The sequence below is a fragment of the Arthrobacter sp. 05T47 genome, assembly GCF_056395825.1.
In genome coordinates this window covers 39,071-58,446 of record NZ_JBFTKG010000004.1, presented here as the reverse complement: position 1 = coordinate 58,446, position 19,376 = coordinate 39,071, and the positions used below count along the sequence as shown (strand labels likewise).

The following is a 19,376-nucleotide window of genomic DNA, read 5'->3' as shown; positions in this document are numbered from 1 at the left end:
ATGAAACTGTTGCTCTTTGCGCTGCTGAGTGCCCTATGCCTCCTTCGGATCCCCTCGGTGGTGAAGGTGGCGGAATCCCGGGCGTCGTGGCTGGCTTCCATGTTCGGCCTGACGGCGCTCTTTGTCCTGGGCACGGTTACACCGCTAGAGGTCATCGACAGCTACCTCGGTGGCATCAACGTGACGAACCTGCTTCAAGCCATCTTCGCGCTACTGGCGATCTTCTTCTTCAATGACAGCGTGCGGCGTTTAGCGAACGTACCCATTGTCAGATGGACCTACTACGCCCCGTTGCTGAGCATTCCCATCATGATTGTCAGCTTCGCCCTGATTAAGGACAAAGCTCCAACAGCTGCGGACTTCATTGATACCCGCATGGATCAGCTCGCAACTGCCACGTACAGCGGCACATACATGCTCGCGTTGTTGTTCACCGTGCTCAGGATCATCTACATGCTTCGGCACAAGGCGCGGGGCCCGTATGCAACATTCTCAGCGGGCCTGCTTGTGGTTGCGGCGGCTTGTTCGTGCCACATTACGTACGTGGTGCTGTTCCATTTCTCGCCCTGGGATGCCTTCGCCCAAGCGATCGGATCCTGGTTTGACCGCCTTTTCTATGTAGGACTCTCGGTGACGGCGGCGGGGTGGCTGATTCTTTTCCTGTCCAAGCAGCTCCCGAAATTGCGGCTCTGGATGATCGATGCACTCTGGCTTACGGCGTTGAGGATCCGGGTAAATGCAGATCAATCCCGAGTCAGCCCGGCGTGGGACCTTTTCAATGAAACGCTCGAAAACGGGGTTTACAAAAGCCTCATCGTTCTGCACAACTACCAGCGGGGGAACATGACGATGTTCCCGGAGTCTGTTGAGGGCAGAATCAGCAAAATTGAGGCCAAGCTAGACGCAAAGACCTAGCCCTGCTCAGCCAAGATCGTCTTGCTGACCCAAGCCGTCAGTTCGTTGGAGAAGGTACAAGGCGAGGCATTCCACTCCTGGGTATGATGCGCCTCAGGTAGGGGAATCAGGGTGACGGTGTCAGGATTCGCGCGTTGGAACGCCGCGGAGATCTCCCAGGGAACCTCTTGATCTGTGTAGGAGTGCAGGACCAGCGTCGGGACTGCAACCCGGTTAGGTACATCGACCCATTCAAGTGCATCGAAATCGATCGGTTCCTCCAACCCGAGCATCCTCGCGAACGGGGGAGCCTGCAACAGGCACATGACAAGGCCGGCACCAATCGCCGGCACGCCAGCCCGCACCGCCCCCGCCGTGATGGTCTTGCGCCAGCTCGTGACCGGCCCTACCAGGACGACTCCGACGATCCGGTCCCGATGGGCGCTGCGCTCCGCCGTCAGCAGCGCAATGGTCCCACCCATTGACCAGCCGGAGAGGATGATGCGTCTGGCTCCACGAGCGACGGCGTAAGACACAGCGCTTTCCACATCACGCCACTCCGTTTGCCCAAGGTGGCTCGATTCGGCCTGTGGTGGGCTGACCTCCGGGTCGCTGCGAAATGTGGGGACCAAGGAGGTGAATCCTAAAGAACTGAATGCGTGGACGTCCCGGAACATGATCGAGCGGTCGGTCCAGCTGCCATGGATATGGATCACCCATACGTCCGTGTTCTCAGCTTCAAATAGCCATGCAGGCGCCGCACCGTACGCGGTGGGGACGTCCACCTCTTCGAACCGTCCGCCGACAGCAGAGGGCTCGAAAAACACGTCCGGAGTCCAATCGACGATTGGCCCCAGACGTCCCGGCGCGGACCCAAGAGGATCAATCCGCCGTTCTACGTACTTTTGATCCTCATTGATCAGCGTGACCTCGCCGACTCTCGTGTACTTCTCTGTCGCGGGGTCGAACACGCCAAAGTCGCCCGGGGCTTTGGTGTAGTCGTCCAAATCGATGCGGACTCTACGGCCATCATCTGTCAGTTCGGCACGACGGTAGTCCTTTGGTCCCCGTTTAACGATCTTGCGGGCCATGACAACCGCGAATCCAGATAGTGCGGCCGCCGGTACAAGGAACGCGAGGCAGGCCAGGCCGCGCCGTGTCGTCAGCATTAGGTCTCATCCTCCAGCGCCGAACCAGGAAGAGGAACGGAACCCAATCATCGTAACGTCGCCTCATCCCTCATATCTGAGCAATTCATGCCCACTACAAGCGTTGCACATGTTCACTACAGGCGTGTAATCTTTTGGTTGAGCCAGTCGACGTCCAAGGGGGAGGGGCGAATCTAATGCAGCGCACATCGCTTGGCCTAGTGGCCATCATTGCCATCCCCGGGCTGTTCTTCGGACTGATCTTCTCCATGCTTCTGCTTCTCGCCCCCGCGAAGCCAGCTGCCGCCATCTGCGGTCCGGCCGTCTCTGTTGTCATCGACGGCAACACCAGGGTCGAGGGCTACACCGAGGAGCAGTTGAAGAACGCCGCGGCGATCATGGGTGCCGGTAAGGCACTAGACCTGTCCGTGAAAGGGCAGATGATCAGCGTCATGGTTTCCCTGGGGGAGTCGGGCCTGCGGGTCCTGGACTACGGCGACGGACCGGGCCCTGACTCCCGTGGGTTGTTCCAGCAGCGGGATAACGGCGCGTGGGGCTCCTACGCCGACCGCATGGACCCCACGACCAGCGCGACGAACTTCATCAAGGCCCTGCAGCGCGTGGCCGGCTGGGAGCTGTTGGAACCGACCCTCGCCGGCAACAAGGTCCAGCGCAACGCCGACCCCTACCACTACCAGAAGTACTGGCCCGAGGCAGTGAAACTCGCCCAGGCGCTCTCGAACTCGAAGTTCTCCCTGCAAGGCAGCGACTGCGCCATCCCGGGACAGTCGGGCGCGGGGGATGACTACCCATGGAAGAACTCCCCGACCTGGCTGCAGGTCGGAGCGAACACCGCCAGCACCTCACCGCTGGGCATGTACTACCGCGAGTGCGTGGACTTCGCCCTCTGGCGGGTAAACCAGCAGATGGGTTCAACCAGCGCACCGTTCAAGTTCCTCAACGGCTCCTTCCGTCCGGACGGGCGGGGCCTCGGCTCGGCCCTGACCTGGAAGGCCGGCTGGGACGCCAAAGGCTGGGACGCCGGCAGCACACCCCGGGTCGGCGCCGTTGTCTGGTACGCGCCCGGCGCCGGGGGAGCGGACCCGAACTTCGGCCACGTCGCGGTGGTCAAGGACGTCAAGGACGTCAAGGACAACGGGACCTACGTCGAAGAGGGCTACAACGGCAACCCGGCCCCGGCGGACCACAGCTACTACACCCGGACAGTGGCCAACACTCTCCCCTCAGCTTTCCTGTACCTGCCCACTCAAGAGGAGAAGAAGTGAAAAAGCCCTTGACCCTGCTCGCCGTGGCGCTGCTCTGCGTTTCCTGCGCACCGGTGGCAAGCACGACGCCGGCACCGGCGGCATCAGCCAGCCAGCCCACAGCGTCCGCGCCGGTCTCACTGAGCGCCAACAGCGGACCCCAGGCGCCCGGGGGAACAGTCCCGGCCACGATCGGCATCACCTGGGATCAGGCCAGTAAGGACCAAGCAGTGGAAGTCGCAGGGAAGGCCATGGCGGACTTCGCCCGTCCCGCGGTGGAGGAAAAGCAGTGGGCCAATGACCTGGCCCGGTGGCTGACTCCGCAGGCCATCGCAGACTACTCGGCGGTCGATCCGGCCAACATCCCGGTAAGCCGCGTCACCGGCCCCGCCACCCTGAGCGTCGATGGAGCCAACGGCTTCGGTGTCATGGCGGCCGTTCCCACGAACGCCGGGACGTACACGGTGCAGCTGCTCCGCACGGGCAGGGACGCCCGGTGGAAGGTCAGCCGGCTCACCCCGCCCTCGTCCTAAGCGCCGCACCTCTCTATCTCACACACGTAAGGAAGAAGCTCATGGGTACTACACCAACCGAGGTCATGGCCTTTCCCAACATCCGGGCCATCGTCCGGGACAACGGCACCGCCGAGGTCGTCGTCGCGGGTAACTCCCGCGTCGTTCCTGCGGGGGAATCCGTTCAGGAACTGCGCAACAATGCGCTGGCCCTCATCGTGGGCGAGGCACAGACCCTGCAGCGCCCCGTGCGGGTCCAGATCGAGGATCCCGAGGGCCACGGTGAACTCATCGTGCATCCGGATAACAAGATCGAATCCGTCTCCTATGACCCCCGGCAGACCCGCCGCCGGGCAGAAGCTCCGGAATCCACACCCAAGGCAGTTGTCCCGGCGATCATTGAGACCGTCCCTGCACAGGAGCCCGTGGCCGCTCCCGCAGAGTCCGCGCCAGTTCCTGTCCCTGCGGCACCGGTGGACGCCCAGCGGTGGCCACCCGTCCCCGTCCCAGCCGATACCCTTCCGGTGCCGGTCAACCCGGAACAGCAGGCGCCCGCCGCCGTTGCTGAGGAAGCGGCGCCGACGCGGCGCCGCCTGAAGGAAACCTCGTTCCTGGTCAGCGCCCCGGTGCTTGAACCGGCCACCCAGGGCTGGCGGGGAACGCTTACGCGCCTGGGACTGCGGATGGACCCCTCGGAAGAAGAACTCTCAGAGCGGGAGGACATYCGTACGGTGAGCCAGCACTGGCCCGGTCCCCGGACCATTGCCGTGGTCAACCGCAAGGGCGGGGCGAACAAGACCCCCACCGTGGTGATGCTCTCGGCGATCCTCGCCCGCTACAGCGGCGCGGCCACCGTGGCGTGGGATAACAACGAGTCCCAGGGCACCCTGGGCTGGCGGACGGAAAAGGGCTCCCACGACCGGAGCGTCCTGGACCTGATCGATGCCTCCACCGAACTTCTCTCCCCGGCAACGAACGCGGCGGAAATCGCCAGGTTCGTCCATCACCAGACTGCCGACAAGTTTGATGTCCTGCGCTCGGATGAGAACGAGGAAGGCGACCACGAAGTGACCGCCGAGGAAGTGGACATCGCCCACCAGGTCCTCACCCGGTATTACCGACTGGTGGTCATGGATTCGGGCAACACGGCCAGGGCCGCGAACTGGCGGCGGATGATCGACCACACCAACCAGCTCGTCGTCCCGGTCACCGCCATCGAGGACCGTGCCGAAGCCGCACGTCTGACGCTGCAGACGCTGGAATCCCGGGGCGGCCATGACGCGGAGCTGGCCCGCAACGCCGTCGTGATCGTCTCTGAGTCCACCGACGCCAAACGCAGCATGAGCGGCGAGGCGCTGAAGCGGGCCAAGGACGAAGCGCAGCGGATCGCGGACGGCTTCGCACCGTTCGTCCGGACCGTCGTGCGGATTCCCTACGATCCGGCCCTGGTCAACGGACCCATCCGCTACGAAGCCCTCCAGCCCGCAACCCAGCGGGCATGGCTCGCGGCCGCGGCCGCCGTCGCCGCCGGCTTCTAAACCACCCACCACCGGACTCTGAAAGGAGGCAACCATGCAACAGTCCCTGAACCCCTGGATCACCCGCCCGGCTCCAGCCGACGGCGCGGAAACGGCACCCCCGGAGGCGCAGGTGCCGCCGACGGCCGTGATCAGTGCACCGCTGAGGGGAATGGTCGAACCGGACGCCGCAGACCGGCTTGGCTGCCGTACCGTCGCGGGCTCCGCAGCACTGTGGGTCACCGGGGCCCACGGGGGATCCGGTGAAAGCCGCATCGCTGACCTCATCGGCGGGGCACGCATCACCGGTCACTGCTGGCCCGTCCTCCAGGACGGCAGCAAGCCGCGGGTGCTGCTGGTCTGCCGTGCAGACATCCGTGGCCTGACAGCGGCCCGGAGCGCCCTGACCCAGTGGGTATCGGGCGCGGCGCCCGCGGTTGATCTGCTCGGCCTCGCCGTCCTGGCGGACGCGCCGGGGAAGACTCCCAAACCCTTCCGCGACTTTGCCGCCATTGTCGGCGGGGGAGCGCCCCGGTTCTGGACCCTGCCCTGGGTCGAGGCTTGGCGACACGGGGATGCCACCACCCCGCCGACCGTCCGCGAGTACCAACGCTTCATCTCTGACTTAGCCGTCCTGGCTACCGACACCACACCCAGCACCACCCACTGAAAGGTCTCACCATGAACTCCTTCTCCGCACTTGCAGCAAGCGTCATCCCGAACCCGACGCCCACCGTCCCGGCAGAAGCCAAGGGTTTGCTGACCGTCCTGAACTGGGCCTCCGGCATTGGCCTGGTCCTCGGCGTCCTGGGCGTGATCATCGTCGGCATCGGCATGGTCATCCAGCTCCGCCGCGGCGAAGGCGGGGAGTCCATCGGCAAGCTCGGCTGGGTCCTGGCCGGCTGCATCATCATCACCGGCGCCTCCGGCATCGTCCGCGCCTTCGTCTAAATCCCGACAACCGGAGAGGTTCATCATGAGCGAATCCACCCAAAGCAGTACCGAACGCAGCCCGTTCACCAAGCCCGGATTCATCATCTCGGCCGCCCTGGTCATCGCACTGATCGCCGCCGTCGTCGTGATCTTCTTCCTCCCCAAGGCAGACAGCACAGTCCAGCCCGCCACCGCCTCATCGTCTGCCGGCGCCTCCTCGTCGCCAGCGAAGACAGAAGACGCGGCTGGAAAGAGTGTTTGCGGGCTGCCCTCCAGCACGGAGAAGACTTTGGGAACCGCACCGAAGTCGACGTGGGCACTCGTTGGAAAGATGGCGGCACCCACCGATCCAAAAACCTTCGGGCCGGGATTGACGGACGGAAACGGGTTCCGGTCATGCTTCGCCCAGAGCCCCACGGGAGCCCTCTTCGCGGCAGCCAACGTTATCGCCCTTGGTTCATCCACAACCCTGGACAAAGTCAAACTCGCCGAAGACTTCCTAGTCCCCGGCAGTGGTCGGGACGCTGCCATTGCAGACACCAAGGCCAAGGTCTCGTCGCCCAGCTCCAGCGGGGGAGCCGCGCAATTCCAAGGCTTCCTTATCAAGTCCTTCACTCCGGCAGAAGCCGACGTGGATGTTGCCTTCCAACTTCCGACCGGTCAGTACGCCCACACGGTCCTTTCACTGCGGTGGGTTGATGGTGACTGGAAGGTCAAAGCAGCCGACGACGGCCAGATCTTCAATGCCGTCGCCCAGCTCAGCGATCTGAGTGGATTCATCCTCTGGACCGGAGTCTGACATGGCCGGGTGCGAGTTTTGGGACCTTAATTGCGTATCGAAAAGCGCGGTGTCCGGCGTACTCGATGACGCCATAGGCAATCTGGCGAAAGCCATCATGGAGGGCATGAGCCAGATGGTGACCACGCTCTCCACCTTCTGGGTAAGCATGCCCACGGCCAACCTCGCATCCCAGGACGGGCTCACCCCCAGTCCTGTGGTCGGGTTCGTCAATTCAGAACTGGGCTACTGGACGCTGGCACTGGCTGTTCTGTCGGTCATCCTGGGCGGCACCCGGATGATCTGGGAGCAGCGCGGGGCACCGTTGAAAGACCTGCTTCGGTCCCTGCTGACGCTCACCCTGGTGTCCGGTCTTGGGCTGGCGGTGATCTCTATTCTGGTGATCGCGGCCGATGCGTTCTCGGCCTCGATCATTGACCGGGCAACCGATGGCAAGGGCTTCGCCCACGCGATGGCCATCCTGGTGATGACGAACCAGACCGGGGTCGGGGTCTTCATTCTGATCATCCTGGGCCTGGTGGGTTTGCTTGCCTCGCTGGTGCAGATCGTCCTCATGATCGTCCGCGGCGGCATGCTGGTGATCCTGGCCGGCATCCTCCCGACCACGGCTGCGTTCACCAACACCGAGATGGGACGGCAGTGGTTCCAGAAAGCCATCGGCTGGACCATCGCGTTCATTCTCTACAAGCCCGCCGCGGCCGTCGTCTACGCCGTTGCCTTCAAGCTCATGGGATCCTCTGGCGGGAATGTCCTGCTGGGATCCATTACCGGGTTCGCCCTCATGATTGTCGCGCTGCTGGCGCTGCCGGCATTGATGCGCTTCGTCACCCCGATGGTCGGAGCTGTCGCCTCTGGTTCCGGCGGGGGAGCAGGAGCGGCGGTGGGGGCCATGGCCACCGGGGCCGTCTCGTTGGGCCGTTCCGGGAGTGGACGCGGCAACGCGTCACCCACACCGGGAAGTCAGCCCGGCCAGACGGGCGCCAGCGCACAGGGCAGCAAGGGCGCCGGCGGCAGTAACGGCGGCAATGGCAAACCCACCCCTGGCTCAACGGGCCCCGGCGGAGCGCCCGGCAAGGGCACCACCGGAAGCGCCGCTACCGCCGGGGCAGGCACCTCCGGCTCGGTCGCAGGAGCCGGAGCTGGCACCGCCGGTGCAGGGGCCGCGTCGGGAGCGGCGAAAGCCGCCGGCCCGGCCGGAATCGCCGTCGCCGCGGGAGCACAAGCAGCGTCCAAGGCCGCGTCGGCCGCACAACAGACCGCGCAGGATTCAACCGGGGAGGGCCCCAGTGGCAGCAATTAATACCGAATACAAGGAACCGTCCTACGGCAACTGGCGCGTTCCCCGTTCCGCAGGGCTAGGAAGCCTGGGCGCGATCGGCACCGGCATCGTCATGACCGGCTTGCTGGCCGGCATCATCACCTTCGCGTTTCTTGGCCTGCTGCCGGGCCTGAGCGTCCTTGCCGTCGCCGGGCTGCTCGTGCTGCTTCTGACGGTCAAGGACAAGCACGGTCAGTCCACCGTGGACCGGTTCGCGACGCGGATGAACTTCCGTCTCGCCCGTTCCGGCGGGACCAACCTCTACCGTTCCGGCCCGCTCGGTGTCACCGAGTGGGGCATGTTCCAGCTTCCCGGCCTGGCCGCGAAGTCCCGGCTGTACGAGTTCAACGACTCCTACAACCGCCCCGTCGCCATGCTCCATGTCCCCACCACGAACCACTTCACCGTGGTCTTCTCCACCGAACCAGATGGCGCTTCCCTGGTGGATCCGGAACAGGTCGACGCGTGGGTCGCGAACTGGGGCGGCTGGCTCGCCGGCCTCGGCGACGAAGCCGGCTTGGAAGCCGCGGCCGTGACCGTGGAGACCGCTCCCGACTCCGGCTACCGGCTGCGCAACGAAGTTGAAATGAACATCCATGCCGACGCCCCGGAGGCCGCGAAGGCAATCCTCCGCGAGGTCGTCCGCACCTACCCGGAAGGCTCGGCCACCGTCCGGGCCTGGGTGTCCCTGACCTTCACCGCCGCACTGCGCTCCGGATCCCGGAAGCGCGATCCCGAAGACGTCGCCCGTGACCTGGCCTCCCGGATCCCCGGGCTCGGTGCCCGGCTGCAGGCCACCGGCGCCGGCATCGCCCGGCCGATGTCCGCGCAGGAACTCTGCGAGGCCGTCCGGATCGCCTACGACCCGCCCGCGGCGTTGATCATTGATGAAGCCCACGCCGCCGGATCCCCGGTCGCCCTCACCTGGGGCGACGTCGGCCCCTCTGCGACGCAGGCGAGCTGGGATGACTACCGGCACGACGGCGCGTTCTCTGCCTCCTGGACTATGACCGGCGCCCCGCGCGGGTCGGTGAACTCCTCGGTCCTGTCCCGTCTGCTGGCCCCGCACGGGGACATCGATCGTAAGCGTGTTTCCCTGCTGTACCGTCCGATGGATTCGGCCCGGGCCGCCGCCGTGGTCGAGCGGGATCAGAACAACGCCAATGTCCGCATCACCTCCGGGGGCAGACCGTCCGCCCGCGCCCTGGTCGATGCCCGCTCCGCCGCGCAGACCGCCCAGGAGGAAGCTCAGGGGGCCGGGCTGGTGAACTTCGGCCTGGTTGTCACCGCCACCGTCACCGACTCTGCCCGCCTCCCCGATGCTGTCGCCGCCGTGGAACAGACCTCCGGCACTGCCCGGGTGCTGCTGCGCCGGGCCTACGGCTCCCAGGACACCGCCTTCGCCGCGTCCCTGCCGCTCGGACTCGTCCTGCCCAAACACATCCTGCTGCCCACCGAATTCAGAGAGGCACTCTAAATGGCACCCATGTGGCCCCTCCGCCCAAAGACAGTAAAGGCAGTAATGACTGCATTCAGTGCCGGTGACGGGCCCCCTATGCCAGAGAAGTCGGTCAGGGTTCGTGAGAGGGTTCCGGGCTCCCGCGGCTGGGATGGGCGTGGGGGAGGGGCTGCCGCCCTCGTCCCGGCAGTGCGTGAATACCGTGGGACCACCGTGCAGGTCTGCGGGCTGTGGCCGTTTTCCTCGGGTACGTCCTCGCCCATGGTCGGTGTGCCGCTGGGCCGGCACGAGGAAACCCAGGCCACGGTCTGCTGTGATCCGATCAGCTGGTTCCAGCGCGCCCACCTGATTTCCAACCCCTCCGCGTTTGTCCTGGGCAAACCCGGACTGGGGAAGTCCACGCTTGTACGCCGCATGATGCTGGGCCTGTCCGGCCAGGGCGTCCACCCGCTCGTGCTTGGGGACTTGAAGGGCGAACACGTGGACGCCATTAGCGCCATCGGCGGGCAGGTCATCGAACTCGGCCGGGGACGGGGCTACCTGAACATCCTCGATCCGGGACAGGCCATTGAGGTCGCCCGGCTCCTCGAGGAGCACGGTCACCATCAAGCGGCCGTTCGGGTCCGGGCCGATGCCCACGGCCGGCGCCTGAACATGGTCGTTTCCCTCATCACGATCAGCCGGAACAACCCGCCCACGGATCAGGAACAGACCATTTTGGACCGGGCCCTGCGCGTCCTCGATGAATCCTTCGACGGTGTTCCGGTCCTGAAAGACCTGCTCGACGTCATCATCGCCGCCCCGGACGAGCTGCGCCAGGTCGCGTTGGACCGTGGGGATATGACCGTCTATCTGCAGGAAACCCGGGCACTGGAAGCCACCCTGCTGGGCCTGACCGGCGGCGGGAAGCTCGGGGAAATCTTCTCCCGGCACACCACGAACCCGATGCGGCGTGACCGGGCCGTGGTCTTTGACGTCTCCAGCATTGACGAGACAGAAACGGACCTGCAGGCCGCCGTGCTGCTGGCCTGCTGGTCCTACGGTTTCGGCACCGTCAACGTCGCCAACGCCCTCGCCGACGCCGGGCTGGAACCGCGGCGGAACTACTTCGTCGTCCTGGACGAGCTCTGGCGGGCACTGCGCGCCGGCAAGGGCATGGTGGACCGGGTGGACGCCCTGACCCGCCTCAACCGCTCCGTCGGCGTCGGGCAGGTCATGATCTCCCACACCATGTCCGACCTGCTGGCGCTCCCGGCAGAAGAGGACCGGATGAAGGCCCGCGGCTTCGTCGAACGCTCCGGCATGGTCATCTGCGCAGGCCTGCCCGCCTCCGAGATGCCGCTGCTGACCGCCGCGATCCCGCTCTCGCGTCAGGAACAGCAGAAGCTCATCTCCTGGCAGGACCCGCCCGCCTGGGACTCCCGCGGCGGCGACGTCGAACCTCCCGGACGCGGGAAATTCCTGATCAAGGTCGGCGGCCGCCCCGGCATCCCCGTCCAGATCGGCCTCACCTCCATCGAGGCCTCCCTGAACGACACCAACAAAAAATGGAAAACTCCGGCCGGGACCGTGCTGGAAGCGGCCGCGGCTCCGGTCCAGGAAGAGGGGGCGGCATGAGTGCTCCGAACCGTAAAGGCACCGGGCTCGGCGACGGGCTGGGGATCTGGCTGGCCATCGGCGCAGCTGTCGTCATTGGGGGCGGCAGCTGGGTCTCGGCACATCTCGGATCCTGGATGGCCGGTCTCGCCTCGCCCCCTGCCCACCCGATTGATCTGGTGGCCGGGCTGGTCAAGGGCCGGGTGCCCTGGCCGGTCCAGTCCACCATCGTCGCCTGCGTGCTCCTCGGAATATTGATTGCCCTGATGGTGACAGTGCTGGTGGTCCGGACCCGAACGGCGCACAAGCGCACCCGGGTGGATAAGGCCGCCGTCCACATGGGCCGCGGGAAAGACCTCGATCATCTGGGCACCAAGGGGGCCACGGCCACGGCCGTGCGTCTCGGCGTGGAGAACTCCACAGGGGTGCGGCTTGGCCGCAGCGTTGCCGGGAAGCGCCCGCTGTGGGCCTCCTGGGAGGACATGCTGATTCTCATCGCCGGTCCCCGCACGATGAAGACCACCTCCTACGCCGTCCCGGCAATCCTGGACGCACCCGGCGCGGTGATCGCCACCTCGAACAAGCGCGACATCGTGGATGTCACGCGCCCGATCCGGGCTAAGGCCGGCGCCGTATGGGTCTTCGATCCGCAGGCCGTCGCCGAAGAAGAGCCCAGCTGGTGGTGGAACCCGCTCTCCTACGTGAAGAACGAAGCGACGGCCGGGAACCTGGCACAGCACTTCGCGAACGGCTCCCGGGAACCCGGGACCAAACCGGATGCCTACTTCGACCCGGCAGGGCAGAACCTGCTCAAAGCCTTCCTGCTCGCCGCCTCCCTCGACTCCGCCCCGGTCACGCAGGTCTACACCTGGCTGACCCGCCCCCACGACGAGGCCCCCGCAGAACTGCTGAGGACGGCCGGCTATGACCTGCTCTCGGACATGGTGATGGGCCACATCCGGGAACCGGAAAAGCAGCGGGCCGGTGTCTACGGCACCGCCCGGCAAATGGTTTCCTGCCTGACCGACCGCGAGGTCAGCCAATGGGTCACCCCGGCCCGGGACACGACGGCGGCCACCGACCCGCGGCCGCAGTTCGTTCCCGAGGACTTCGTGCGCGGCAAAGGCACGCTCTACAGCCTCTCCCGTGAAGGGGTCGGCACCGCCGGCCCCCTCGTAACCGCCCTGACCGTCGCCGTCGTGGAAGCGGCCGAGAAGTACGCCACTTCCCAGCCCGGCGGCCGGCTCGCGACCCCGCTGCTCGGGATCCTGGACGAGGCCGCGAACGTCTGCCGTTGGAAGGCCCTGCCGGACCAGTACAGCCACTACGGCTCGCGCGGGATCATCCTCATGACCATCCTGCAGTCCTGGTCCCAGGGCGTGGAGGTCTGGTCCCTGGAAGGCATGCGGAAACTCTGGTCCGCATCCAACGTGAAAATCTACGGCGGCGGCGTCTCCGAGGTCGGCTACCTCGATGAACTCTCCCGGCTGATCGGCCAATACAGCTACATCAACGTCTCCCGCAGCCACAGCAAAACCGGGTCCTCGTCCTCCCGCCAGGAGAACAAGGACGAAATCCTGTCCGTCGCCGACCTGACCGCACTGCCGAGGTTCCGGGCCATCCTGCTCGCCTCCGGCGCCCCGGCCACCATGATCGAAACCATCCCCTGGATGAACGGCCCCCACGCCCAGAAAGTCAAAGACTCGCTCGCCACTCAGGCGAAAATAGAGCGCGAGCCGGTGGCCGCTGCGGCGCACAACCCCTGGATAGACGGTGACAGGGCATGAGTGAAGAGTTCGGGGACGCGTTCGGCGACGAAGAGGCCCAGACCACACCGGGCGGACACAGCCATGACGAGCCTGAGCCGGAACTGGTGTACTCCAGTGCCGTGGAGTTTTTCGCCGAGCTGCTGGCCCTGTCCTACGTCCGTGACGTCAACGAAGGGGCAACGTTCGCGTGGTGCCCCGAGTGGTACAAACACCCCGAAGCCCTGGTCCGCATGGAGGCGATCTGGCGGGCCTGGGAACACCTCCGCCTGGAGCCGGCCCTCGGGATCAGCACCTGGTGGCTGAACCACGCAGACCCCCATATGCGCGTCCTCATGGACAAAGAAGGCCCCTTCAAGAAATGCGCCTACGACGGACACAAGCCCCCGACCCCGGAGAAGGCAACACTGCCTCACGCCGCACCCGAGGCAGGGATCTTCGACTAACAGGCGCCTGTTGTCCAGCCAACGTGATATCTGATGCGTCATTCAGCCGGAGGGCTACGGGGCAGGTCTTCCGCGAGGTGTCCCGCGATGGCCTTCACTGACCCTTCCTCCCGCAGGCGGACGAGAGCACGAAAGCCCTCATCGATGGCTTGGCGGAACCGGGCGGGCTGATCACCACCGTGAGTCGTACGGTCAATGTCGTGCATGACTACCATGTCCAGATACTCCAGGCCAAGACGCTCCAGACTGCCTTCCACGGATCGCATCACGCCGGCAAAGGAATAATCAAAATTCACCGCAAAAGGAGCAGGATCCTTGATGAACCGGTATCCGAGGGCGGATCGTCGGCGTGGATGTCCTGGGCGGCGTTGACCAGGTGCGCATCGACCCAGTCCCGTTCTGTCACCGGGCTGGCTCACACCGGTAGAAGCTTTGCTTGCTAAACTTCAACACCCTGCAGGTCTCCGCCACGGGCATTCCCTCGGCGGCAAGATCCGTGGTCAGCGGGTAGATCTGTAATGGTCAATAGCTGGCCAGATAGGCAGCAGCCCGGCGCAGAATCTCATTTTCCTGCTCCAACAGGCGGTTGCGCTTCTTCAAGTCCCGCATCTCGGCCGACTCTGATGGTGCCGGCCCTTCCCCGGTTTCCTTACGTTCGGCGATGGCGATCCAGCGCTTCAGCGTGGTGACCGAAGCCCGAAATCCTTCGCAATCTGTGCCTCGCCCTTGCGGGCCACATCAATAACATCCTGGCGGAACTCCGCCCCCGTTAGCCGTCGGCATGGTCAACATCCTTCCACGAGCACTCGCTCGCTAGGTCAAGGCGTCAACAAAACCGGGGGCAGTCCCGGGTTGATTGCATCATGGTGGCTGTGTTCCAAATACAGTCGCATTAAGATCTTGTGTGTGGGTTATGGAAAGGAGAAGGGCATGGCAACCAACCGCGCCTCTCAGCGCCCCGTGATTGCACCAAAATTCCACCATACGACATTCACGACCATGCATCTGGATGCGATGGTCGCGTGGTATGAAAAAGTAGCGGGACTAACGCCGGTGTTCTATGGCGAGAGGGGAGCTTGGCTTACCAATGACGACGCCAATCACCGGATCGCCTTGCTCGCACTTCCGAACCTGAAGCAGCCGGTGGACAAGCCACACACGACCGGACTTCATCACACTGCCTTCGAGTACTCCGACTTCGACCAATGGCTCGACAATTACATACGTCTGCGCGATGCACGTATCACGCCATTCATGTGTCTTGACCATGGAATGACTGTGTCGCTCTACTATGTTGACCCGGATGGAAACGGTGTGGAAATCCAGGTGGACACATTCGGTCGGTGGGACAAGTCGAAATCCTGGATGTGGGCGTCCCGAGAATTTTCGGCTGATCAGATAGGAGAGTTTTTCGACCCGGAACGATTCGTCGAGGCCCGTTCCAACGGCATTACATTCGAAGAGATCCACAGCCGTGCCCGCGCCGGCGAATACCGGCCGGCCGTAATTCCGGACATCTACCTTCCGGAAATATATTGACTGTAAGGCACGCGAGGCCGCCCAGTTACCACGGCCGCGGCACGGATCCCAGTTCCTTGCTCCACCGTATGAGCATCGTTCCCGACTTGCGGCCGCACGCAGGAGCGTCCCCGACGCCCATAGAGAGATCGTGCGGCGCGTGAACACGCGCCGCACGATCTTCACGTTATGGCCATGCTTCAGGCTTCCCGCCCTATGCTCCCACGCCGGAGCCCTGCAGATCGCGGCTGCATTGGAAGTGGTTCATTGGTCAGCGAGACTCCAGGCCCGTGCGGGCCAGGGAGGCAAATACGATGTTGCCATCCTTATTGGCGTTACTGATTAAGCAGCTAGGCGTCAAGACTCCAGACAGCGTGTTCGGCGATATCGACCAATTTCCGCTCTCCATGGTCAGTGACTATCCACATGAATCCGAGCCTACTGTCGGTCATATCCACTGTTCCCAGCCAGAGCTGCCGCTGATCGTGTCTAATCTCAACCCTATGACCTACCGACAGGTCTGATAGCGCGTCACCTTCGATTTTCGTCATGGCTTTCTTCATGGGTTTTCCTTAGTAAACGTGGCCCCAGATGGCCGGCAGTCCCTGTGACCCGGTCGGTGGCCTCACTCACTGGCGCGGTAAATGTGCTTCACCTCTTGAAATTCCGCCAAGCCGCCTTGGCCGTTGAGCCGTCCGACGCCGCTCTTCTTGTAGCCGCCTTCTTCGAACTGATCGAGGATCTGAGCCCATGCGTTCGTCCACACCGTTCCTGCTTCGATTCTTTCCGAGACCCGCAGCGAGCGTGCCCCGTCAGCCGTCCATACGGATGCGGCGAGCCCGTATTCGGTGGCGTTGGCCCGCTCGATTGCTTCATCCTCGCCATCGAAAATTTCGAATGTGGCAACAGGGCCGAAAAGCTCAGTCTGAATGAGCGGCGAATCGAGGTCCTGCACTCCGAGGAGCGCCGGTCGGTAGAAGGAACCGGGCCCGTCAATTGAACCGCCTCGGACAATGATTTCAGCGTCGGTCGCGTTATTGATGATGTCATCGACTCGTGCAACAGAAGCATGGTCGATCAGTGGCCCCATCTGGGTGTCTGGGTCCGTCCCGCGTCCGACGACCACACTCCTGAGTGATTCGGCAAGTCGACGCTGAAGTTCCGGGGCAATGCGTCGCTCCGCGAGGATCCGACTTCCGGTCATACAGAACTGCCCTGCGAACGTTGTCACCGCGGCCGTGAGAGTGGGCACCGCTCGGTCCAGATCTGCGTCGTTGAACACGATCATGGGCGTTTTGCCCCCCAGTTCCAATGAGACCTTCTTGAGCTGTTCGCCGGCTGCGCTAGCGATCTGGGCGCCGACGCCGGTGCTCCCCGTGTAGCTGATTACCTGGACATCGGGAGAAGACACGAGTTCTCTGGCCCCGGCGCTGTTAGATCCAGTGAACATGTTGATGACGCCAGCCGGAAGGGACGTTACTCCGGAGAACACGCGGGCGAGCAGAGCGTTCGTGAGTGCAGTCTGGCCGGGCATCTTCATAGCCACGGTGCAGCCTGCCGCCAACGCAGGAGCGAGCGATCTAATTGCCAGAATCGCCGGGGAGTTCCACGGCACGATGATGCCAGCCACGCCGCTAGGTTCCTTGAGGAGCATGGATGTTGCGCCCGAGTACACACTTGCCGCGGTTCCGACGTCGGTCAATGCCAGCCCAGCGAAGTAGCGGAGCTTCGGGGCAGCGATGCTGAGCTCGAACCGGGCGTCATTGACGGGTTTACCGTTTTCTAAACTGATTGCGAGTGCCAGGGTTTCGAGGTTGGCCTCGACAGCGTCTCCAAGTTCCCACAAGACCTTCGCCCGCAGCTCACGGTCGTGACGCCACGCGGAGCCACCGAAGGTCTCACGAGCGGCAGTGATCGCAGCCTGGGCTACCTCCCGGCCGCCATCGAAATAGGTTCCGAGAACTTCGTCTGTGGCGGGATTGAATGATTCCTTGATTTCTCCGCTGTCGGCCCATTTACCATTGATGAAATGCTGGGCTGTTTCCGCGGGGAAGGGGCTTTTCGTCATGTTTGCTCCTGTAGAACTGAGGTTTATGTAGGGTTATGGAGAGTCAAAAAACGAGCACGGGCTTGATCGTTATGCCCTTTTCTGAATCCTCGAAGGCCTCATTGATGTCGCTAAAGTCGTAGGTCTTGATGAGCTTGTCAAACGGAAATCTTCCCTGCTTCCACAAGTCGATGAGAGCGGGAATGAATATCTGTGGCACGGAACTTCCCTGGATAATGGTCTTGAACGTCCAGCCCTTGTTCAGGGATTCACCGATTTCCAAGTGCACCTCGGTGCCCGGAAGGGATGACCCAACCAGGGCCGCCGTCCCTCGAACGGCCAGGTTATCGATTGCCGTGCGAAGAACCTGGGGGATTGCGGTTGTATCAAGAACAAAATCAACACCTCGGCCCCCTGTGATGTCTTGAAGGCGGGTCGAAAGGTCTTCCCGGCGGCTGTTGATGGTGTGGGTTGCTCCCAGTGTCATCGCCAGGCTTAGACGGGCATCAAGTATGTCAACTGCGATAATGCGCGTGCAGCCGCTGACAGCAGCAGCCATGATCGCCGCCGATCCCACGGCGCCGGTTCCGAATATGGCGATGGACGAACCGGCAGGCGGGCGAAGTTCGTTGAGGACAGCACCGGCTCCTGTCTGAATACCACATCCCAGTGGGGCGACCGTCGCGAGATCGATGTCAGGATCGATCCGCACCACGCTTCGCTCGGCGACATTCGAGTAACTACTGAAAGAGGACTGGCCGAAAAACAGTGAGGATATCTTGACCTCATCAAGGCTGAGGGAAGTAGAACCGTCGCTCCGGCTGGCACCGAAATTTCTGGCAAACAGGTCTTCGCAGTATGCCAGCTGCCCTGAGAGGCACTTGATGCACACCCCGCAAGAGTTCGCGGAAAGGATGACATGGTCTCCCGGCCGGACTGTCGTAACGGCCGACCCCACAGCCTCGACGATACCCGCCCCTTCGTGGCCCAGAACAGCCGGAAGAGGTGTGGGGATGACCTGATCCCGCACGACTGCGTCGGTGTGACACACCCCGGATGCAACCATCCGCACCCGTACTTCATCGCGGCGCAGGTTATCAAGGTCCAACGTCCTCAGGACGAACGGTGAGCCTGTTGAAGGGGTAACTGCCGCTGTAACTTGCATTGGATTCCTTATTCTGCGGACTCGGAGCCGGTGCGTGTCGCCACGGTCGCGGCGGTTGCGTGTCTTGGAGGCCCGCCCAACGTGGAAGCAGCTCCTACGAAGATCCCTCGGGAGTCAACACCCTTGTTCTTGTCGCAGAATGCCCCCCACCGCGCGGGTACAACTCCATGAAAGTGGAAAAAAACCGAAACGTCAAGCAAATTTCGAAAATAGATGCTCAGTTGGTTTTGTGATGTTACTATCGACACAGCAGAGAGGAAGAGTGCGATGGTGCGAGTGCAAGAGAGGCCAGGGGCCACGGCAACACGAAGCGGGGCTGTCTACGAGGAGTTACGTCGCGACATCCTTGCCGGACGATTGATTCCGGGAGCGAAGCTTCCATTTGCCGGACTGGTGGAAAAGTACGGATGTTCAATGGGGTCTGTCCGCGAAGCGCTTCAACGACTCGCTGAACAGGGACTCGTCGAATCCATCGCGCAGCAGGGATTCCGCGTCGTGTCAGTGTCGGCAGAGGACCTCATCGACCTGACCGCTGCCCGATGTGAGATCGAAGGTTTGGCACTTCGCCACGCGATTGCAGATGGCGATGTTGCGTGGGAAGGTGCAGCTGTGGCGGCGCTGCACATACTCGAGCGCATTCCGGCTTTTGACCCGACGGATCCCAGCCGACAGTCCGACGAATGGGCGGCTGCGCACGACGTCTTCCATCTGGCGTTGTTGAAAGGTTGCAAGAACCGCCGTATTCTCGCAACTGCTATCGCCCTCCGGGACTCCGCAGAGCTATACCGGCGCTGGTCAGCACCCCTCCACGACCGCGGGCGGGATGTCAGTGGTGAACACCGGTCCATTCTTGACGCCGCAGTCAGCCGACGGGCGGATGACGCGGTGGAGCTATTACGCGCGCACATACAGCGGACAACTGACAAGCTTCTTCCGGCTCTAGCCGAGCCTGCTTCTTAAGTAGTGACTGGCCGCTGAGAACCCACGGTCAGG

At 63.6% G+C, this 19,376-nt stretch carries 19 protein-coding genes and 1 pseudogene; 14 read left to right on the top strand and 6 right to left on the bottom strand.

Annotated elements, in window-relative coordinates:
• Positions 1-915, top strand: coding sequence for a hypothetical protein (locus AC1DEY_RS05690; protein WP_476867140.1), 915 nt, complete (start codon positions 1-3; stop codon positions 913-915).
• Here AC1DEY_RS05690 and AC1DEY_RS05685 read toward each other — a convergent pair.
• The gene (locus AC1DEY_RS05685) at positions 912-2,063 is read right to left on the bottom strand and encodes an alpha/beta hydrolase family protein (RefSeq protein ID WP_463903736.1); all 1,152 of its coding nucleotides are present in this window, start codon (positions 2,061-2,063) and stop codon (positions 912-914) included. The genes AC1DEY_RS05690 and AC1DEY_RS05685 overlap by 4 nt on opposite strands.
• A gap of 176 nt (positions 2,064-2,239) precedes the next feature.
• On the opposite strand from AC1DEY_RS05685, the gene AC1DEY_RS05680 reads away from it, so the two are divergent.
• The 11 genes from AC1DEY_RS05680 to AC1DEY_RS05630 all read left to right on the top strand — a co-directional run bounded on the left by AC1DEY_RS05680 (position 2,240) and on the right by AC1DEY_RS05630 (position 13,653).
• Entirely contained in the window at positions 2,240-3,328 is a 1,089-nt protein-coding gene (locus AC1DEY_RS05680; RefSeq protein ID WP_476867139.1) for a CHAP domain-containing protein, read from the top strand.
• Positions 3,325-3,840 carry a hypothetical protein gene (locus AC1DEY_RS05675; protein WP_476867138.1) on the top strand — a complete coding sequence of 172 codons (516 nt, stop codon included), beginning with the start codon at positions 3,325-3,327 and terminating at the stop codon, positions 3,838-3,840. Before AC1DEY_RS05680 ends, AC1DEY_RS05675 begins: the two co-directional genes overlap by 4 nt.
• A gap of 41 nt (positions 3,841-3,881) precedes the next feature.
• Positions 3,882-5,357, top strand: coding sequence for a MinD/ParA family ATP-binding protein (locus tag AC1DEY_RS05670; protein ID WP_476867137.1), 1,476 nt, complete (start codon positions 3,882-3,884; stop codon positions 5,355-5,357).
• Between the two features lie 34 nt (positions 5,358-5,391).
• Positions 5,392-6,006 (top strand): DUF6668 family protein, encoded by a 615-nt coding sequence (locus tag AC1DEY_RS05665; RefSeq protein ID WP_476867136.1) that lies wholly within the window; start codon positions 5,392-5,394, stop codon positions 6,004-6,006.
• 11 nt (positions 6,007-6,017) lie between these two features.
• A complete protein-coding gene (locus AC1DEY_RS05660) occupies positions 6,018-6,287 on the top strand; it encodes a hypothetical protein (RefSeq protein WP_476867135.1) in 270 nt (89 codons plus the stop codon).
• A 25-nt stretch (positions 6,288-6,312) separates the two neighbouring features.
• Complete coding sequence (locus AC1DEY_RS05655) at positions 6,313-7,068, top strand: DUF8175 domain-containg protein (RefSeq protein ID WP_476867134.1); 756 nt, start codon at positions 6,313-6,315, stop codon at positions 7,066-7,068.
• Positions 7,069-7,117: 49 nt separating this feature from the next.
• Positions 7,118-8,368, top strand: coding sequence for a TrbL/VirB6 family protein (locus AC1DEY_RS05650; protein WP_476867133.1), 1,251 nt, complete (start codon positions 7,118-7,120; stop codon positions 8,366-8,368).
• Positions 8,355-9,863, top strand: a complete 1,509-nt coding sequence (locus tag AC1DEY_RS05645; RefSeq protein WP_476867132.1) for an SCO6880 family protein — start codon at positions 8,355-8,357, stop codon at positions 9,861-9,863. Before AC1DEY_RS05650 ends, AC1DEY_RS05645 begins: the two co-directional genes overlap by 14 nt.
• Positions 9,864-9,941: 78 nt before the next feature.
• Complete coding sequence (locus AC1DEY_RS05640) at positions 9,942-11,462, top strand: helicase HerA domain-containing protein (protein WP_476867131.1); 1,521 nt, start codon at positions 9,942-9,944, stop codon at positions 11,460-11,462.
• A complete protein-coding gene (locus AC1DEY_RS05635; RefSeq protein WP_476867130.1) occupies positions 11,459-13,228 on the top strand; it encodes a type IV secretory system conjugative DNA transfer family protein in 1,770 nt (589 codons plus the stop codon). Before AC1DEY_RS05640 ends, AC1DEY_RS05635 begins: the two co-directional genes overlap by 4 nt.
• Positions 13,225-13,653: a DUF4913 domain-containing protein gene (locus AC1DEY_RS05630; RefSeq protein ID WP_476867129.1), complete on the top strand. Its 429-nt coding sequence runs from the start codon at positions 13,225-13,227 to the stop codon at positions 13,651-13,653. Before AC1DEY_RS05635 ends, AC1DEY_RS05630 begins: the two co-directional genes overlap by 4 nt.
• A 38-nt stretch (positions 13,654-13,691) precedes the next feature.
• Here AC1DEY_RS05630 and AC1DEY_RS05625 read toward each other — a convergent pair whose 3' ends face one another.
• Positions 13,692-13,949, bottom strand: coding sequence for an aldo/keto reductase (locus AC1DEY_RS05625; protein ID WP_476867187.1), 258 nt, complete (start codon positions 13,947-13,949; stop codon positions 13,692-13,694).
• Positions 13,950-13,955: 6 nt separating this feature from the next.
• A pseudogene (locus tag AC1DEY_RS05620) lies at positions 13,956-14,436 on the bottom strand (transposase family protein); the annotation flags it as partial.
• Between the two features lie 147 nt (positions 14,437-14,583).
• Between AC1DEY_RS05620 and AC1DEY_RS05615 the strand changes: the two are divergent.
• Complete coding sequence (locus tag AC1DEY_RS05615; RefSeq protein WP_476867128.1) at positions 14,584-15,192, top strand: VOC family protein; 609 nt, start codon at positions 14,584-14,586, stop codon at positions 15,190-15,192.
• Positions 15,193-15,521: 329 nt separating this feature from the next.
• On the opposite strand, the gene AC1DEY_RS05610 is transcribed toward AC1DEY_RS05615, so the two are convergent.
• The 3 genes from AC1DEY_RS05610 to AC1DEY_RS05600 form a co-directional block, all read right to left on the bottom strand.
• The gene (locus AC1DEY_RS05610; RefSeq protein ID WP_476867127.1) at positions 15,522-15,734 is read right to left on the bottom strand and encodes a hypothetical protein; all 213 of its coding nucleotides are present in this window, start codon (positions 15,732-15,734) and stop codon (positions 15,522-15,524) included.
• Between the two features lie 62 nt (positions 15,735-15,796).
• Complete coding sequence (locus AC1DEY_RS05605) at positions 15,797-17,239, bottom strand: aldehyde dehydrogenase family protein (RefSeq protein ID WP_476867126.1); 1,443 nt, start codon at positions 17,237-17,239, stop codon at positions 15,797-15,799.
• 43 nt (positions 17,240-17,282) lie between these two features.
• Positions 17,283-18,383 (bottom strand): NAD(P)-dependent alcohol dehydrogenase, encoded by a 1,101-nt coding sequence (locus AC1DEY_RS05600; RefSeq protein ID WP_476867125.1) that lies wholly within the window; start codon positions 18,381-18,383, stop codon positions 17,283-17,285.
• A 213-nt stretch (positions 18,384-18,596) separates the two neighbouring features.
• On the opposite strand from AC1DEY_RS05600, the gene AC1DEY_RS05595 reads away from it, so the two are divergent.
• Positions 18,597-19,343, top strand: a complete 747-nt coding sequence (locus tag AC1DEY_RS05595; RefSeq protein ID WP_476867124.1) for a GntR family transcriptional regulator — start codon at positions 18,597-18,599, stop codon at positions 19,341-19,343.
• Positions 19,344-19,376: the final 33 nt, after the last annotated feature.

What these genes read in the sequence shown, in the direction of transcription:
- AC1DEY_RS05690 (WP_476867140.1), top strand. Translation starts at nt 1, where the DNA reads ATGAAACTGTTGCTCTTTGCGCTGCTGAGTGCCCTATGCCTCCTTCGG.
- AC1DEY_RS05640 (WP_476867131.1), top strand. Translation starts at nt 9,942, where the DNA reads ATGCCAGAGAAGTCGGTCAGGGTTCGTGAGAGGGTTCCGGGCTCCCGC.
- AC1DEY_RS05615 (WP_476867128.1), top strand. Translation starts at nt 14,584, where the DNA reads ATGGCAACCAACCGCGCCTCTCAGCGCCCCGTGATTGCACCAAAATTC.
- AC1DEY_RS05610 (WP_476867127.1), bottom strand. Translation starts at nt 15,734, where the DNA reads ATGAAGAAAGCCATGACGAAAATCGAAGGTGACGCGCTATCAGACCTG.
- AC1DEY_RS05630 (WP_476867129.1), top strand. Translation starts at nt 13,225, where the DNA reads ATGAGTGAAGAGTTCGGGGACGCGTTCGGCGACGAAGAGGCCCAGACC.
- AC1DEY_RS05595 (WP_476867124.1), top strand. Translation starts at nt 18,597, where the DNA reads ATGCTCAGTTGGTTTTGTGATGTTACTATCGACACAGCAGAGAGGAAG.
- AC1DEY_RS05600 (WP_476867125.1), bottom strand. Translation starts at nt 18,383, where the DNA reads ATGCAAGTTACAGCGGCAGTTACCCCTTCAACAGGCTCACCGTTCGTC.
- AC1DEY_RS05605 (WP_476867126.1), bottom strand. Translation starts at nt 17,239, where the DNA reads ATGACGAAAAGCCCCTTCCCCGCGGAAACAGCCCAGCATTTCATCAAT.
- AC1DEY_RS05655 (WP_476867134.1), top strand. Translation starts at nt 6,313, where the DNA reads ATGAGCGAATCCACCCAAAGCAGTACCGAACGCAGCCCGTTCACCAAG.
- AC1DEY_RS05680 (WP_476867139.1), top strand. Translation starts at nt 2,240, where the DNA reads ATGCAGCGCACATCGCTTGGCCTAGTGGCCATCATTGCCATCCCCGGG.
- AC1DEY_RS05685 (WP_463903736.1), bottom strand. Translation starts at nt 2,063, where the DNA reads ATGCTGACGACACGGCGCGGCCTGGCCTGCCTCGCGTTCCTTGTACCG.
- AC1DEY_RS05635 (WP_476867130.1), top strand. Translation starts at nt 11,459, where the DNA reads ATGAGTGCTCCGAACCGTAAAGGCACCGGGCTCGGCGACGGGCTGGGG.
- AC1DEY_RS05660 (WP_476867135.1), top strand. Translation starts at nt 6,018, where the DNA reads ATGAACTCCTTCTCCGCACTTGCAGCAAGCGTCATCCCGAACCCGACG.
- AC1DEY_RS05665 (WP_476867136.1), top strand. Translation starts at nt 5,392, where the DNA reads ATGCAACAGTCCCTGAACCCCTGGATCACCCGCCCGGCTCCAGCCGAC.